The sequence below is a fragment of the Bacillus sp. COPE52 genome, assembly GCF_003355115.1.
Lineage (GTDB): Bacteria > Bacillota > Bacilli > Bacillales > Bacillaceae_G > Bacillus_A > Bacillus_A toyonensis.
On the sequence record NZ_CP031292.1, the window covers coordinates 2,909,913 to 2,926,189 of the forward strand.

The window sequence follows — 16,277 nt, forward strand, 5'->3', positions numbered from 1 at the left end:
TTTCTTCTATACTATTGAAATGATTATTTATAGCATTTCGTGTTTTGAATTGTTCAGGAGGTTTTTGCGTTCAAGTGTTATCCTCAAACGGGTCAGTATTGCTACATTCCTTTACTTTGGTTTCAAAGATGATGTCGGTATAATTAATGTAGGAAATGCTGTTAGCAATTATTATTTTTTTATTGTTCATAAGTTGATGCTTTTCCTTACTATTACCACTTTGTTTTGATATATTAAATTTATACTACGTCACATTAAAAATTTTAAAATAGACAGGAGTTATATAAGATGATCAAAGGATTCGGAGGAATATTTTGGAGAACTAAAAATATTGATGTTATAAAAAAATGGTACAGCGAAGTATTGAAGATTGAAATAGAAAATTGGAATGGGACTGTGATTAAACCCGAATCAGGAACTGAGACTATCTTTTCTTTCTTCAATGAAGATGACAATTATTTTCCAACAGAACAACAAGTAATGTTAAATTTCCAAGTACATAATCTACATGAGACTATTCAGCATCTTGAACAAATTGGTATACCTCTTGAAAAGAAAGAAGAGGTTAGTGAATTTGGAAAGTTTATTTGGATTAAAGATCCTGAAGGACGACTCATCGAGCTTTGGGAGAAATAGTCGATTGTAATCATTCGCTATTAAGATAACGGATAATTTCGTTCAGCCGATGTCTTCGGCTATCCATAATAGATTCCTGTTGCAAATTTGTAGCAGGCTCTATTTTCACTTCATCATTTTCATTTAAACGAGAATCAATTATCCTTAACGACATTTCCTAATCCTTCGTAATTACAATTTGAAATCCCCTCCTCATCAATCATCTACTATTTAAACAAAAACGCCCCTTAAATCAAAAATGATTAAGGGGCGTTTTTCATATGCGATGAAGTTATAGTTCAGATTTCACTCGAACAGAAACATTATTTTTAATTATATTTTTGACATCTTTAAAGCTAACAAAATTGTTACTTTTCTCATCCCAAAGACGGAAACGTAGTGATTGTAAGCTTGTAGCAAGCGTAATCGTTGGTACATTTTTTAACGGAAGCGTATTATTGTGTGCCTCTTCTAGTTTATAATTAGGTACTCTTGGGCTTAAATGGTGAACATGATGGAATCCAATATTACCAGTTAAGAATTGCAAAATTTTTGGAAGCTTATAAAAAGAACTTCCTTCCACTGCCGCTTTCACATATTCCCAATCTTTATCCTCTTCAAAATAAGAATCCTCAAATGTGTGCTGTACGTAAAACAGCCAAATACCTATTGAGCCTGCTATTAAGAATATAGTACCATGTACGAAAAGGAACGATTGCCATCCGATTGCCCAGCAAAGTACCCCTATTAAAGCAACGATTAATATATTCGTCAAATAAGTATTCATACGTTCTTTCTGTCTTGCACCTTTTCGATTAAATCTATTTTTAAGCAAGAAAACATAAATCGGACCTAATCCAAACATAACGAATGGATTGCGATATAAACGATATGCTAAACGAAGTCTAAATGGTGCAGCTACATATTCATCAACTGTAAGCGTCCAAATATCCCCTGTACCCCTCTTATCCAAATTACCACTCGTAGCGTGGTGAATAGAATGCTCATGCCCCCATTGATCAAATGGGAATAAAGTTAAAACACCCATACATGTTCCAACTATTCTATTTGCACGTCGACTTTTAAAAAAGGAATAATGGGTGCAATCATGAAAAATAATGAAAATTCGTGTCATAAATCCAGCGGCTAACAGAGATGGAACTAATGTTAACCAATAAGAAACTGACAAACTTTTATAAGCAAGGTACCATAAAATAATAAATGGAACTATTGTGTTGATAAGTTGCCAAACACTTTTTTTAATCGTTGATTTTTCAAAAGGAGCAACTTGTTTTTTTAAATTTTTAGTATTTTGTAAGGTCATTTTTCTAATTCCTTTCCTGTATGTTGCTAATTCATATTATAGCATACTATTAGTATCAGGTGTTATGTGTAGATATAATAAATATTTTACACAATGAAAATCTCTTTTTTCTTACTCATTTCTTACAAATTACTTACGTCCAAAATAGCTTCTATAATAATAAAGAAGGAGCATTTGTGCCGATAATTCGAGTTTTTTTTCCAATAAATACATAAAAAAAACACAGTGCTTTTTCACATCTGTGTTTCTTATTTTCATTCCAATGAAAACCAAGTAAATTTAGGATTTATACTTTTTTGATAAAAATAACAATTACATACATGCTATACTATATAATCTATGGGTTTACCATATTACTCACTATTTTCATTTTTACAAACTAAAAGTGGTTCGTACATCATTATAGCGTGATTCTCCGTTACATATTGATCTTCTATAAACTGCTTCTGTTGATTATATACTCTGCGTTGAATCACATTATGTCGTATATAACCACCCCAGTATGCAGGCTGAATGGCGTGTTCTTTTTCATAAACTTCATATTGATAAAGTTGCGGATACATTGTTCTCCATTCACCAACTAAATATTTCTCTGTCATATAAAGGTGAAGTTGATATGGTTGATCCGTGTCATTTTTAATTTGCAAATCCAAATAATTATAAGAGCACGTCGCTCCACTTCCAAACGGCTGCGTTCGCCTGGAATCAGGAAAGACATCAAAGCTATGACGATATCGCTCCGTTACTGTCAGCGGTGTATGTAAAGTCATCCAATATATTAAATTTGAAAGCTGACAAAGGCCTCCTCCAATACCTGTTTGAAAAGATCCATAGTGTAAAACCATACCTTCTACATACCCTTTTTTCCTCGTAGGCTTACCTATTAAACGCCAGTAAGAAAATGTTTCTCCCGGTCTAATGACGATACCATTAAGTTTTTTAATAGCAATTTTTAAATTAACAACCTTATTGTTTTGATACCACATATCTATATCCTTGAGCTTCCGAAGTAGTATTGTTCGGTGCTGAATTGCTGTACATGGCAGCTTTTCTTGTTGGAACCTTTTTGCATATGTTTTTCCGTCTACTAACCACTGAATGTACCTCTTTGTAGAGTAATACCATGTCCCTACTATAATGCGATACTTAGACCGCTGCTTAGGACGTAATTTCACTATATTCATTTTATTCCCTCTCTCTTTCATATGCTGCCATTTCCGTTATTACCCCGACAATTGGTTTCCATATTCACCTGCACAGCATTGAAATACTAATTGGTGCATTCTCTTTTTCTTCAAATAAATTCTAATATACCTCTATTTCAATAAATTGCACTTTTCTTAGTTGCATAATCATTTTTTTCAATAAATAAAGATTAAATGTACTCTAGTGAAAATTTTATTTTTTGGATTTCTTTATAATTGTGTGAAACTGCGTCGCAATACGATAAATTGAAATAAACACATTATAAATATAACGGATAATTTTAAACAAATAATAATGAAAATTAAAGGAATTCTAAAGTATTAATATATTTTCTGTAAATATTGAGTGATCATACATTACTTATTAAAACTTTACTATATGTATCAATTCTCTATTCTACAAACGAACTTCTTTATTTTAAGAGAAGCATTTTTTTCCTTTCTTGTTTTTATAAGTCTCTTCTGGAAAACTTTGCGGCAGAATCCAAACATCACTATTTACAGGACAAAACACAAAAAAATTGCCAACCAGTTCGCTTAGCAAGGTTAGCTAGTTGGCAATTTTTTAACGAGAATGCTTTACAAATAATTGAATTGCTTCTTCCGGTACATAGAACTTCCCATTACTCTCTACAATAATACTTCCTAATTCATACTCTTTATCATTAATACGAATTATATTTTTATTAACACTTAATTGAGCTTCCACTTTATTATGATTTACTACGAGCACTGGGTTTGCTACATCGGTTTTGTCAATTGATACAGTGGCACCAATTCTCTTAAAGGCTTGTTCACTCTCTAAAAATATTTTATTTGTTACTTCTTCTAAGTTAAAGCCCATTGCTTTCGCCATCGTCTTCGCAATGTCTATATTTTGGATTAAGCCTTCTGGTTTTTGTGGTCCATAAGAGTATAAGAATACATCCTCACCTGTATGTCCTCCTGTCGTAAAGCCAATATTTGCACGATTAGCCAATATCGTAGTAAGGATTCGACCTACATCCATTTTCTTTTTTGCCGCTTTTAATTTTTCTTTTTCATCATGAGTTAGATTGTCCAAACCGTATAGTTTAGCTACACCTTCTACATTTGATAAATCAGATTTCAGTTTATTTGTAGTCCCTTCAAGTGTCATTTCCGCCTTTTTCAATGGGTCAATGTATGCAGATACAGGTTTAGTATTATATCCCTTTGTCGTATTCCTATTGCCAATAGAGATACCACTGTTGCCATGGTCAGCTACAGCAATGAGCATCGTATTACCGTCTTTCTTCGCAAATTTTAATGCTTTTGCAACCGCATTATCAAATGCCAATACATCACTAATAATCCCAATTGGATCATTCGCATGGGCTGCCCAATCTGGCTTACTTCCTTCTACAAATAAAAAGAAGCCATCTTTATCTTTTGATAATGTTTGAATTGCTTTTTCCGTCATTTGAGAAAGTGTTGGTTGCTCTGGATTTGTTACTTCACGATCCATATCGAACGCAAGGGCATTATGTGAGAAAGAGCCCCAAATTTTATCAGATTTAGAGTTCAATAATGCATCTTTTGTTTCAACTAAGTCGTATCCTTTATCTTGAATCACTTTAACTAAATCTTCACCATCTTTACGGATTCCATTTCTTTTCACAGGCTGTAGTGCTGCTTTTCCCCCGCCTAATACGACATCTATATTTTGATACACTTGCTGCTTCGCAATTATGTCAAAATGCTTGCGGTTAGCATGATGGGCAGAGAACCCAGCAGGAGTAGCATGTTGAATTTCAGATGTAGCAACAATTCCAGTTGCGCGACCAGAGCGCTTTGCACCTTCTAGAACGTTCGCAACTGGCCGCAACTTCTCCTCTTCTTTAATTGGTTTTAAGCTTGGTGAATTCACAATAGATGGCAATACACCTACATATCCTGAATTTGATTTATTCCCTGTTGCTAAAGCTGTAGCTGCTGGGGCTGAGTCTGTAATAGCGGATTCTGCTGAATATGTGCGAACACCTCCTGTTATGATTTCATCTAATGCAAGCGGTGCCCCTTTATACAAGCGAGCTAACGTTGTTGCTGAAGAGCTCGTTCCATCCATAACCATCATAATTATATTTTTTGGTTGATGCTCTACTTGTTCCACCTTAGCTTCGGCCGCCTGATCATTCATCATGCTTTCAGTACTTAATACACTTAATGTTACAGTTGATACTAATAATATCCCCTTCACTTTTTTACTCAATTTCATCATTTTTGTTCCTCCATAAACTTTACATTCATTTATATACAAGATCCAATTTCCCATTACGTTTATACAAAACTTATATATGTTCTTTTTTATTAGTTCCCTATTGTCATAAAGCTAACAACAATTACCGTCACTTTCGTTCATTAATTAAATAATGTTATATGTCACAGCCCTATATTCTCTACTATTAAAGTGTCATTATTCTCTTCATCATATAAAAATTTGTTTATCAATAAAAACACGATTAAATGAAATAAAAATTTATTGTTAAACAATAAATTACATGTTAAATTATATAGATAATAATTAAATGAGGTGCTTTTTATGAAACAAGGATCAACACTCTTTTTAAAGACGGCTGTTATTCTTATGGGAATTCCTGTTCTTGCTATGTGCATTTTTTTAGTTCCTAAAATAGGGAATTTCGCTGCAGAATTATATCCTGATATTGCATATATTAAATATCTTGTATTTATCAACTTATACGCAACAGCAATACCTTACTATTTCGCACTGTACCAAACGTTTAAGCTGTTAAACTATATTGACAAAAACAACGCATTCTCAAAATTGTCTGTAAAATCATTGAAAAATATTAAGAAAAGTGCATTAACAATTAGTGTATTATATGTATTAGGCATGCCGCTTTTCTATCTCGTGGCAGAGAGAGATGACGCCCCGGGCATTATTATTATTGGAATGATTATGATTTTTGCTTCATTGGTTATCGCTGTCTTTGCTGCCGTTCTCCAAAGACTATTAAAAGATGCTATTAATATAAAATCAGAAAATGATTTAACGGTCTGAGGTGAATAATATGGCAATAATAATTAATATTGATGTAATGTTAGCGAAAAGAAAAATGAGTGTAACAGAGCTTTCGGAGAAGGTTGGAATTACAATGGCTAACCTTTCTATTTTGAAAAACGGAAAAGCAAAAGCGATTCGATTTTCAACTTTAGAAGCAATTTGTAAAGCATTAGAATGCCAACCAGGAGATATTTTAGAATATCAACCTGAAGATACCGAATAAAAAGAGTCCTTCTCGTATGAAGGACTCTTTTTATTGCACATTACGGTGCGAAATTAATTTGACCAGTAAACAATAAGATAATCGTGATGATCCAAAATATAAAAAATGATGAGGACAGTATGAATGAAAGAATACCTATCCCCTTCTTCTCTGTTTTTTTCGTCATTATAATTATGGAAAGTATGATACCTACGCCTGTAAGAGCAATAGTAATATAATCTCCCACTATATTACCCGCATTCGCTATCCTCGTTGGAGTTATAAAAACGAATAAAAGACATAAAATTCCGATAAGTAAAGATATATAGCTTATTATACTGTACTTCTTTTTGGGGACTATTTCGATTTTCATCATAACCCACCCCTTCTGTATAGCTATGATTTCATACTAGCACGAATAACCATAATTTGGTTTTATTTTACCGCCTATAGTGCTTTTATTGAGTTAATTTCTTTTTAATACTTTTTTAAAAAAGTATATTGGACCTACTACCAGATATGCTGGATTTGATAAGAAAGTCGGCTTCTTACCTTCAATTGCATGACCTACAAATTGAAAAATCCATCCTAATATAAATAGTGATAGCCCTAATTTCCAATTCACGAATAAAATGAATATAGAAGTGATAATCGTAGGAATACCAATAAAGTGAAAAAATTTATTCATTGGATGTTGATGGTCGTCTCGATATTTTTTAAACATTTTTTGAAAGTCCATATCTTACCCCCTCTCCATTATTAAAAATCTTATTTTAATTTGAAACTAACGAAAGTAAATTTTCTTCTACTAATGTATATGCAGGTGTACCATGAATAACCTATACAGCCAATCTTTTTAAAGAAACTAATAAAGCTCTTGAAAAAGCTTCTGAAATAATTAACCTACTACATACAAAACATAGAAAATAACCTCTACTTTTTGTATGAAAAGTAGAGGTTATTTTCAAACCATTTATAAAGAAACCTCTCTATCAACCACTATCTTAAAAAATTCCGAATAATGTGCCAAAGAATAATCCGATACATCACAAATCCCTTGAAACATGCATGTTGAAATACCTAATTCCTTTGCAGGTAATAAATCTAACTCTCTATCTCCAATAGCTAAATCAATATTGTACTTCCTATGTAAATGATCATACGCTAAAGAATTCGGTTTTCGAGGGAAACCATCGTCAATTGTAACCATATCGACGAAATATTTGTCCCATCCGTAATATTTTAAAATTTCCATAACCCCTGCTTTATGTTTATGGGTCATGATTACATTTTTATCTGCAAATTTCAAAACCTTTTCGACACCAGCAAAAGGCTTCATATCTTTTGGAGTAAATTTCTTCTTCAAAATTTTAATCTTTTCTTCCTGCTCACATGAAATATTATAATAATGAATTGCGTGAGAATATGATATTTTCAAGTTTTTGTATATTTCTTGTTCATCTACTGTATCACCTAATATTTCAGAAAGCATCTTCGTATATGCAGGATACGTATCAAATAACGTCCCATCAAAATCCCACAAAATATTCATTGTATTCACCCTTCTATTTTCGAATCATTGTATGACTAAATCCGCCCTATCCTTCGGCAATTCCATTTCTAAATAATACTCCTCTGCTTTCCAATACCTGTTTTGAAACTTTGAAAGTTTCTTTTGTGTCTCTTCGCTTTCACGCTGAAACCTTGTTTCCCTTGGACAGTCCAAATACACCATATAATGAAAGAAATCTCTCCATTCTTTTCGCTGTAGAAAAACTCCTTCAATTACAATTACACCTACAATAGGGATCTGGACTTTTTTCATTTCACATGAATCTGTATCATCATAATAGAAAGGCAATTTCAATTTCGTTTCATGTTGTAGCTTTTGAAAAAATTTCTGCCGCAAGTATGCAATATCCCACTGTAAATAATAGTACTCATACCATTCTTCATATCCTGTATGATAGCGTTTATTACGCTCCACTATATGATCATCAATATGGAAAATATGAAACGGAATGCCTTCTTGTTTCATATTTTCTTTTAATTTTGTTGCGAATGTTGTTTTTCCTGAACGACTTAAACCATCTATTCCGATAATGAATCGGTTTTCTCTATGTTTCTTCATTATACTTATAATTTCACTCGTACTCATTGCTTCTTCCACTCTTCTTTTAATAAAGAAAATAAAATGGTATCATGAGCAACTCCATTTTGAATCATATGTTTTCGAAGTAATCCCTCTTCTTGAAACCCTGCTTTTTTTAGCAATTTTTGAGAAGCTTCATTTTCCACATATACGACAGCAGCGATTCTTATGAGCTGTAACGTTTCAAATCCGTAAGTTAAGATGGCTTGTAATGCTTCGGATGCATATCCCTTTCCCCAATATATATCATCTAATTCATAACCAATTTCAGCTCGTTTATGATGATTGTTAATTAAATGAAATCCGCACGTTCCGATTAATTGGTCCGTCCCCTTTTTCTCTATTCCCCAGCGAAACACATTGCCTTCTTCATAACGATTTTTAAACGTTTGAATCGTTGTTTTCGCTTGCTCAATATTTTCGAAAGAATCCATTCCGAAATAACGTATAACAGATTCTTTCGAAAAATATTGGAACATCATTTCTGCATCTAATAGTGTAAGTTCTCTTAAAAGTAAACGTTCTGTTTCTAGTTTCGGAAATCCCATCTCTTTTTCTCCCTCTATTCTAATGAACTGCAAATTTCAATATAATTTCCATCTGGATCAGCAATGTAGGCAATTGTTTGTCCCCACGGTTTCACAATTGGTTCTACTAAAACTTTAATGCCTTGCTCTCTGAATTGCTCAATTGTTTCTTGTACATTCTCAACTAAGAATCCTAATTCGAAGTGAGAAGATTGTAATTCACCTTCTGTAAGCGGTAGTCCTGTTAATTCTTTCACGTCTTCTCGTGTATTCATCGCTAATATTGTAGATCCAGTATTAAATTCAATATATGTACCATGCTCAGCTTTTATAGGTAACTGTAAAGTATCTTTATAGAATCTTAAACATTCTTCAAACTTTTCTACATATAAAATGATGTATTTCATTTTTAAATTCATGTTACATCCCCCTTTTGTATTCATCCCTAAAAATTCGACAAAAACTAAAAAAAACCTTGTTCTTCCTACAAATGAACATAAAAAAATGAGGCCGATTTCTCGGCCTCCCAGCTTATTGGCATAAAACAGGAGATTTGGTTTGGACATAACCAGTTCGTACTTTTATTATATTTTATTTTTTCTGAATTTTAAATACTTTAAACACCTATTTATATTGAGAAAGTTTTTTACTTGCATAAAATTATATTGTTTAAGAAATGCTACAAATGGAGGTGTATACATATGGAACCAATGCTTTGTCCAAGCTGTAAAACAAATCGTACTCGCTTTAACATTCTTGAGCAACAAGTAAAACCAGTAAAGTTAAATCCTCAAACTGGTCAAGTAGAAGAAGAGTATACTAATGAAACGATGAATGCTTTTCATATGGCTTATCAAGGACCTACATACCGAGTCCAATGCGCTGTATGCGGACTTGTTGAAAACCCTGAACAATTTATTAAACCTGCTCAAAATCAGTCTTTCTCATAAAGTGAAACTTTAATCAGTGGAGGTTTTGTTCATCTCCCACTGATTATTAGCCTTCACCAATCGGGCTTTTACGGGTAGTTGATCCCCCACCTAACTTTTTTGCTTTCGCTGAATTTTGAGGTGGGGTTCTTACTGCCCGTTAATGCGGGATAAAATATTGTTAATCAGTAGTTCCTTATTTATGATTTTTTAGGTATTGCTACGGGATACTCCATCTACAATTGTTCGTTCTATACCTTGAATACACATATTTTTATTGTGTAAAAAATAGCGAACAAAAATAAAAATATATAAGAATTAAAGAAGATAATTCCCATATCCCCCTTCTTTAATAATTCCACTCTTTGTTACAATATTTCCTTTTTCAACTGTTTAATCTTCCAAGTTATATTAATAAATATATATAAATACATACAACCTATAAACCCTACCATACCTTTAAATATATAAGGAATTCTAGATTCTGATGGTCCAAGAAAACATAAGTAAAACGTTGGCATTATCGTTACAAACACAATTACAAAGAATAGTAATAACTCATTTAGTTTTTGTATCCTCGTATCCTTTTCTGAATATATATCAGGCAACTCATTTTCTTCTTCTACTTCTTTACAAAAATAATTCCATTTTGCAAAACTCGTTACATGTTTCCATCCACACATTTCATATATATCAATATATTCTTGTTGTTTTTCTTTTGAATCTTTATAATCCAATCTAAAATCCGCTTTATATACTACATCTTTCGGCTCAGTTTTCTTAAACGTATACATTACATTATACTTTTGTAAAGCCCAACCTTTTTGATGCATTTTTCTTAAAAAGTCTTCTTCTTTTTCTAAACTCCATACCGCGAAAGGTTTGAATATCCTCTTTGTCCCCATCTTCCATTCACTCCCCTAATATACTGTTTCCATTTCTTACAGATCTCTGTAACCTGTTATATTCTAGCTCTAACACTTCTCTCCCAAACGACGTTAACTCATAGCACTTCTTTCTATCTGTAGAGGCCACTTCAACAATTAACTTCTCTTTTAGTAACTTCGTCGTATTCCCATATAAAGTACCAGGACCGAGCCTTACTCCCCCTTTTGTCATCTCTTCCACCATTTGCATAATTCCATATCCGTGCATTGGTTTCACTAATGACAAAAGTATGTAATACGTCGCCTCTGTTAACGGAATATATTTTTGTGCTTTTGCATTCATTATACCTACCTCCGATACATCGTCTTATGATATATCGACTGACGATATATCGTATAACGATATTGTATAATCATATTCCAAAATATACAAGTATAATTTAATAATTAAATATCCATTTCTTTAAATTGAAAAATCATACCTATTTTCAGAATAATTTGTTAAAATATAGAAACATTAACTCTTTTATAATGAAAGGAATGATACATATGATTCATACATTAAAAGAAAATATAGGGTGTGTGTTTGTTGGTAAGGAAAATGTTATTGATCTACTACTCGTTTCTCTACTTGCTGATGGACATGTACTACTTGAAGACGTGCCTGGTACCGGGAAAACGTTGCTGGCGAAAACACTTTCAAAAAGTATTGGTGGTAATTTCTCTCGTGTTCAATTTACCCCTGATGTACTTCCGAGTGATGTAACAGGTATTGAATATTTCAATCCAAAAACAAGCGAATTCGAATTAAGACTCGGACCAGTTATGACGAACATTTTACTAGCAGATGAAATTAACCGTGCAATGCCGAGAACACAGTCTAGTTTGTTAGAATCAATGGAAGAACGACAAGTAACGCTTGAAAAACAGTCTACTCCTCTTCCGAAACCGTTCTTTGTTATTGCGACGCAAAATCCAATTGAATCACAAGGAACTTTCCCTCTTCCTGATGCACAGCTCGATCGCTTTTTAATGACAATTGCAATTGGTTATCCGGCCCCAGAAGATGAGTTACAAATGATGCGACGTTTTCGTAACGATACACCATTAGAAAGTGTTACATCTGTTATCTCTTTAGAAGACATTTTAGAAGCGCAGAAACAAGTAAAAGAAATTTTCGTATCAGAACCGTTAGAACATTACATAATTAAACTTGCTCACGCTACAAGAAATCATGATTACATCGCTAACGGTGTAAGCCCACGTGCCACTTTAGCTTTAGTGCGTGCAGTTCAAGCATTAGCCTTTTTACGTGGCAGAGAATATTGTACGCCTGAAGATATTCAATTTTTAGTTCCTTCTGTTTGGAATCACCGTATCGTCTTATCAATGGAAGGTGCATTACGCACGACAAAAAATGAAATTATGCAAAGGATTTTAAAAGAAGTTGATGTACCTGTGGAGATTGAACAAGCATGAATGGTCAACGCGTTGTAACTGTACCTTTATTTTTCCAGCTTCATATTATTCAATTAACTGTGCCAGTCGCGTTACTTTTCACATTCTTTTTCCCGCAACGAATGTTTATGTTTCTCTTTTTCTTCTATTATTTATTTGCGATTTTCATTTATAAATACGTCGCTTTCATAGAGAAAAAGTTTCAAGTTATAAATGAGAAACAGACGACTCGGCTATTTCCTGATGAAACTGGACAATTTTTTATTCATTTAAAAAATGGAGCAAGCATACCACTCGTGAATGGGGTTTGTTATTTTCATTTACATTCATCTCTTATACCGCATAAAGATCAAGGAATTGAACAAATTTCAAAGACATTATTCTCCTTTCCATTTTCACAACCTGCACATTCAGCGCAAAAATGGGATTTAACATTAACTGCGACGAAGCGTGGTGTGTTTCAAATTGAACAGTTCGAATGTGTATTAAAAGATCCATTTCATCAATTGAATGTACATTTACCTATTTTTGATAAATTAAAGACCGAAATTATTGTGTATCCTTCTCCTAAAGAAGTAGCAGGTTTGCAAGAACTTCAGCAACTATTAAATGGTTCATATCGAACGAATTTTTCTTTTTACAATGATGAAACATCTATTATCGGTGTGAAACGATATGAACGTGAATCATTCCGCTCTATTCATTGGAAAGCATCTGCTAAAATGCAGGAATTACAAGCAAAACAATATGAACCAGTAAAAAATTATAGCTGGACGATTTGTCTTTCTTTAGCTGCTAATCGCGGGTTTGGTTGGAGAGATGATGTAGAAGAACTTATTTCATATGCAACATATATTTGCCAGTACGCAACGAATCAGCAAATTCCGTTTGAATTGTTTATTAGTGTATTAGCAGAAGGTGGCCCTCTGCACTTACCATTAAACGAAGGACAAATGCATTATGGGAAGGCATTAGAGGAATTGGCACGTATTTCAGATGATAGTACACTTCTTCCGAAACAAGGATTTCTTCACTATGTAACGAGAAAAAGAGAACGCTCGTCTACGATGATTTACATCGGTATACAGAAGAATGAGCTCCCTCTTCTAACGCAACCTACATTTCTCATAAATAATGAAGGGATGGTGGACACAGTTGAAAACTTGGCTCTATCACGTTAATGACTTTATTCTGCTTCTCCTCCTTTCGTTATTAACAGAAAGAGATGAATTTGTTGCTATTGCTCTATTTTTAGCAACAGGCTATATTGGAGTACTTCTTATTCATAAATTCATGAAGAAACGAACGACAGGGTTTGTAATACTATTAATTATTCAAATCATCGGTTGCTCTTTCACTCTACCTTTTTCTCTTTTTGGCACAATTATGTTACCACTTTTCTTCTTTATCGTACATGCAATCGGACCTGGGTATCCGGTGCAAAAGTCGTTAGGCGGTATTTTATGGTTTGTCTTTACAGCTATATTTCATGCCCCTTTTCCACCGTTATGGAAATTATTATTATTAGTTTTACACATTATGATTACATTTTGGCAAACAGGTTCAAATCGTAATCAACAGCTATTACGTTTTACTTCTATTATTGCTATTGGAACAATTAGTGCTTTACTTATTCCGGTATTCCCTTATATTCGTCTTGTTTTTTCTTATATCGTTCAAGTTGTTGCGTTAGGATTCGGATACGCTATCAATCCGTTATTTTCGGCAGCTGCATTAAAAGAAACAGATGATTTTTGGTCGAATAAAGGGAATCTAAAAGATCCTACTATTAAAGATGACTTGGAGCCCCTTCCTTTTGATCCAACTCTTATAAATAGCATTACCATAATAGTCTGTACCGCCATCGCCATTTACATCGTTTGGAAAATAATAAAACATCGAAAACATTTAAGTTTACCAAATATACCTGTCTTTGAATCTACAATTATTACTGATAAAGAAGGAATAGGCCAAAAACGAATGAAGCGATACAAACCACCACATAATGAAATTCGAAAAGAAATTTTCAAGCTGGAAAGTAAATTATCCCCTCCTTTAAACCGGGAACGAGGAGAAACAGTTGAAGTATGGTTAGAAAGAATTCATGATGATGAAGGTATACATATTCAGAGGCATATTATTATAGATGCGTATAATGCAGTACGTTATTCAAATGGTGAAAACATTGTACTTCTGAATGAATTTAAAGAAGAGGTTCATAAGCTTTATGCGTATGAGAAGAGTTTGAAGAAAAAGAAAAAATGATGTATACAAAAAGACTCCTATTAAACTAGGAGTCTTTTTGTAAAAGTCCACGTTGCTTTTCACAAATTATGCTTTTTTTCCTGCTTCAATTTCTAAAGATTCTTCATGCCACCAAAGTGTTTCTTCCGGATCCTCTTTAGCGATTTGGCGTGCTTCTTTTTTCGATTCTACTGTAGGATATGAACCTTTTAGCGCACGTCCTGATGTTGTAACGAATAGTACACTAAATACGACTAATCCAATTATACTTACACCTGCTAAATAAAATGCTGGTGCGAGCGGATTACCGGTTGCATGAACTAAGTATGAACATACGAGCGGTGTTGTTCCACCGAATATAGATACAGAAATATTAAAGGAGATCGAGAGTGCTCGATAACGTACATCGGTGAAAAAGAGTGATGGTAATAACGAAGGTAGTGTTCCTTCATACACACTTAGGAAGAAACCTAATACGAAAATACCTGCAAATATAGCTGCAATATGTCCGTTACCTATTAGTAAAAATGCTGGAATTGCAAATACGCTTAAACCAAGTAAACCAATTTGCACGACGCGTTTATTACCAATTTTATCACTTAATTTACCGAAATAAAGTGCCAATGGAATCATAATTGCCATCGTAATCGAAATAATTAATAAGCCAGTTGTTTCTTTGACTTTAAGTACTTGAGTTAAATAAGAAGGAATATACGAAAGAATCATATAATTCGTAATATTAAAGAAGGCGACAATTACTGTGCTTAATAAGAAGTCTTTTTTGTGATATTTAATAATATCCATAAATGAAAATTGTTCATTGTCTTCAGATTCTTCTTGTGCTTTTTCCATCTCTTCAAAGATGGGAGATTCATCTAAATGACGGCGTAAATATAAACCGACCAAGCCTATTGGTGCAGCTATTAAGAAAGGAATACGCCAGCCCCAGCTGAGCATTTGCTCATCTGTTAACAATAACGTTAAAATGGTAACAATTACCGAAGCAGCAATGTAACCTGAGAGTGTTCCAATTTCAAGACCACTACCGAGTATACCACGCTTTTTATCTGGAGAAGATTCTGCGATATAAACCATTGCTCCTGAATATTCGCCGCCTGTAGAGAAGCCTTGAATCATTCGGGCAACTAAAAGTAGTATTGGTGCCCATACACCAATTTGTTCATAGGTTGGTAGTAATGCGATGAATAATGTAGAAAGTGCCATTAAAATAATAGTAGTACTTAATACGATTTTTCGGCCATACTTATCTCCTATTCTACCAAAGAATACACCTCCGATTGGTCGAACGAGAAAGGCCGCTGCAAATGTACCAAATGTAAGTACAAGCTGCAAACCACTATTATTAACACCTGAGAAGAATAATTGACTTAAAATTACCGCTAAATACGCGTATAATCCGAAGTCAAACCACTCCATTGCATTCCCTATACCAGTAGCAACCACTGCTTTCCTGGCTTGTTTAGGATTGACAATATTAACGTCTTGAGGTTCAAAATTTAAATCAGTATTTTGTTGCATATAATAAAACAGCTCCTTGTTTAATTTAACTTCTTTAAGCACACCTTCTCTTATTGAATAAAATTAATTCGAAGCACTTAAGGAAAATTAATGTCTCCTTATCTGTTATTATTGTTTCACATAATTAATTATTTGTCCAATGAGATGCT

The 16,277-nt window shown here is 33.4% G+C and carries 20 protein-coding genes; 7 read left to right on the forward strand and 13 right to left on the reverse strand.

The window, feature by feature from the left end:
- Window positions 1-288 precede the first annotated feature (288 nt).
- Complete coding sequence (locus DPQ31_RS14555; RefSeq protein ID WP_016108653.1) at window positions 289-636, forward strand: VOC family protein; 348 nt, start codon at window positions 289-291, stop codon at window positions 634-636.
- Between the two features lie 10 nt (window positions 637-646).
- On the opposite strand, the gene DPQ31_RS14560 is transcribed toward DPQ31_RS14555, so the two are convergent.
- From DPQ31_RS14560 to DPQ31_RS14575, 4 genes are all read right to left on the reverse strand, one after another.
- Complete coding sequence (locus tag DPQ31_RS14560) at window positions 647-790, reverse strand: hypothetical protein (protein WP_000058621.1); 144 nt, start codon at window positions 788-790, stop codon at window positions 647-649.
- Window positions 791-907: 117 nt separating this feature from the next.
- Window positions 908-1,939: a Delta(5) desaturase DesA gene (locus DPQ31_RS14565; protein ID WP_000174972.1), complete on the reverse strand. Its 1,032-nt coding sequence runs from the start codon at window positions 1,937-1,939 to the stop codon at window positions 908-910.
- A 353-nt stretch (window positions 1,940-2,292) separates the two neighbouring features.
- Complete coding sequence (locus DPQ31_RS14570; RefSeq protein WP_208730562.1) at window positions 2,293-3,123, reverse strand: VanW family protein; 831 nt, start codon at window positions 3,121-3,123, stop codon at window positions 2,293-2,295.
- A gap of 586 nt (window positions 3,124-3,709) precedes the next feature.
- On the reverse strand, window positions 3,710-5,383 hold the full coding sequence (locus DPQ31_RS14575) for an alkaline phosphatase (RefSeq protein ID WP_208730563.1): 1,674 nt from the start codon (window positions 5,381-5,383) through the stop codon (window positions 3,710-3,712).
- A gap of 321 nt (window positions 5,384-5,704) precedes the next feature.
- On the opposite strand from DPQ31_RS14575, the gene DPQ31_RS14580 reads away from it, so the two are divergent.
- Together DPQ31_RS14580 and DPQ31_RS14585 are read left to right on the forward strand one after the other, a co-directional pair.
- Complete coding sequence (locus tag DPQ31_RS14580) at window positions 5,705-6,187, forward strand: DUF2975 domain-containing protein (protein ID WP_098711511.1); 483 nt, start codon at window positions 5,705-5,707, stop codon at window positions 6,185-6,187.
- Window positions 6,188-6,197: 10 nt separating this feature from the next.
- Window positions 6,198-6,413, forward strand: coding sequence for a helix-turn-helix domain-containing protein (locus DPQ31_RS14585; protein WP_000974611.1), 216 nt, complete (start codon window positions 6,198-6,200; stop codon window positions 6,411-6,413).
- 40 nt (window positions 6,414-6,453) lie between these two features.
- Here DPQ31_RS14585 and DPQ31_RS14590 read toward each other — a convergent pair whose 3' ends face one another.
- The 6 genes from DPQ31_RS14590 to DPQ31_RS14615 all read right to left on the reverse strand — a co-directional run bounded on the left by DPQ31_RS14590 (window position 6,454) and on the right by DPQ31_RS14615 (window position 9,490).
- Window positions 6,454-6,765, reverse strand: coding sequence for a hypothetical protein (locus DPQ31_RS14590; protein WP_098711510.1), 312 nt, complete (start codon window positions 6,763-6,765; stop codon window positions 6,454-6,456).
- Between the two features lie 93 nt (window positions 6,766-6,858).
- Window positions 6,859-7,131: an Mpo1-like protein gene (locus DPQ31_RS14595; protein ID WP_098137448.1), complete on the reverse strand. Its 273-nt coding sequence runs from the start codon at window positions 7,129-7,131 to the stop codon at window positions 6,859-6,861.
- A 234-nt stretch (window positions 7,132-7,365) separates the two neighbouring features.
- Window positions 7,366-7,944 carry an HAD-IA family hydrolase gene (locus DPQ31_RS14600; RefSeq protein WP_098711509.1) on the reverse strand — a complete coding sequence of 193 codons (579 nt, stop codon included), beginning with the start codon at window positions 7,942-7,944 and terminating at the stop codon, window positions 7,366-7,368.
- 24 nt (window positions 7,945-7,968) lie between these two features.
- On the reverse strand, window positions 7,969-8,550 hold the full coding sequence (locus tag DPQ31_RS14605; protein WP_098912593.1) for a kinase: 582 nt from the start codon (window positions 8,548-8,550) through the stop codon (window positions 7,969-7,971).
- A complete protein-coding gene (locus DPQ31_RS14610) occupies window positions 8,547-9,092 on the reverse strand; it encodes a GNAT family N-acetyltransferase (RefSeq protein WP_098711507.1) in 546 nt (181 codons plus the stop codon). Before DPQ31_RS14610 ends, DPQ31_RS14605 begins: the two co-directional genes overlap by 4 nt.
- A gap of 14 nt (window positions 9,093-9,106) precedes the next feature.
- Entirely contained in the window at window positions 9,107-9,490 is a 384-nt protein-coding gene (locus DPQ31_RS14615; RefSeq protein ID WP_087969437.1) for a VOC family protein, read from the reverse strand.
- Between the two features lie 282 nt (window positions 9,491-9,772).
- On the opposite strand from DPQ31_RS14615, the gene DPQ31_RS14620 reads away from it, so the two are divergent.
- Complete coding sequence (locus tag DPQ31_RS14620) at window positions 9,773-10,021, forward strand: hypothetical protein (protein WP_000433610.1); 249 nt, start codon at window positions 9,773-9,775, stop codon at window positions 10,019-10,021.
- A 347-nt stretch (window positions 10,022-10,368) separates the two neighbouring features.
- Here the strand turns inward: DPQ31_RS14620 and DPQ31_RS14625 are convergent, their stop codons facing one another.
- On the reverse strand, window positions 10,369-10,905 hold the full coding sequence (locus tag DPQ31_RS14625; protein ID WP_098711506.1) for a DUF2812 domain-containing protein: 537 nt from the start codon (window positions 10,903-10,905) through the stop codon (window positions 10,369-10,371).
- A 7-nt stretch (window positions 10,906-10,912) separates the two neighbouring features.
- A complete protein-coding gene (locus DPQ31_RS14630; protein WP_208730564.1) occupies window positions 10,913-11,230 on the reverse strand; it encodes a PadR family transcriptional regulator in 318 nt (105 codons plus the stop codon).
- Window positions 11,231-11,418: 188 nt separating this feature from the next.
- Between DPQ31_RS14630 and DPQ31_RS14635 the strand changes: the two genes are divergently transcribed.
- From DPQ31_RS14635 to DPQ31_RS14645, 3 genes are read left to right on the forward strand one after another with little or no spacing between them, the layout of a single operon-like run.
- The gene (locus tag DPQ31_RS14635) at window positions 11,419-12,366 is read left to right on the forward strand and encodes an AAA family ATPase (protein ID WP_176549973.1); all 948 of its coding nucleotides are present in this window, start codon (window positions 11,419-11,421) and stop codon (window positions 12,364-12,366) included.
- Window positions 12,363-13,526 (forward strand): DUF58 domain-containing protein, encoded by a 1,164-nt coding sequence (locus tag DPQ31_RS14640; RefSeq protein WP_097959396.1) that lies wholly within the window; start codon window positions 12,363-12,365, stop codon window positions 13,524-13,526. Before DPQ31_RS14635 ends, DPQ31_RS14640 begins: the two co-directional genes overlap by 4 nt.
- Window positions 13,501-14,610, forward strand: coding sequence for a DUF4018 domain-containing protein (locus DPQ31_RS14645; protein WP_098711502.1), 1,110 nt, complete (start codon window positions 13,501-13,503; stop codon window positions 14,608-14,610). The genes DPQ31_RS14640 and DPQ31_RS14645 overlap by 26 nt, the downstream gene beginning before the upstream one ends.
- Before the next feature lie 66 nt (window positions 14,611-14,676).
- Here DPQ31_RS14645 and DPQ31_RS14650 read toward each other — a convergent pair whose 3' ends face one another.
- Window positions 14,677-16,128 (reverse strand): MFS transporter, encoded by a 1,452-nt coding sequence (locus tag DPQ31_RS14650; protein ID WP_208730565.1) that lies wholly within the window; start codon window positions 16,126-16,128, stop codon window positions 14,677-14,679.
- Window positions 16,129-16,277: the final 149 nt, after the last annotated feature.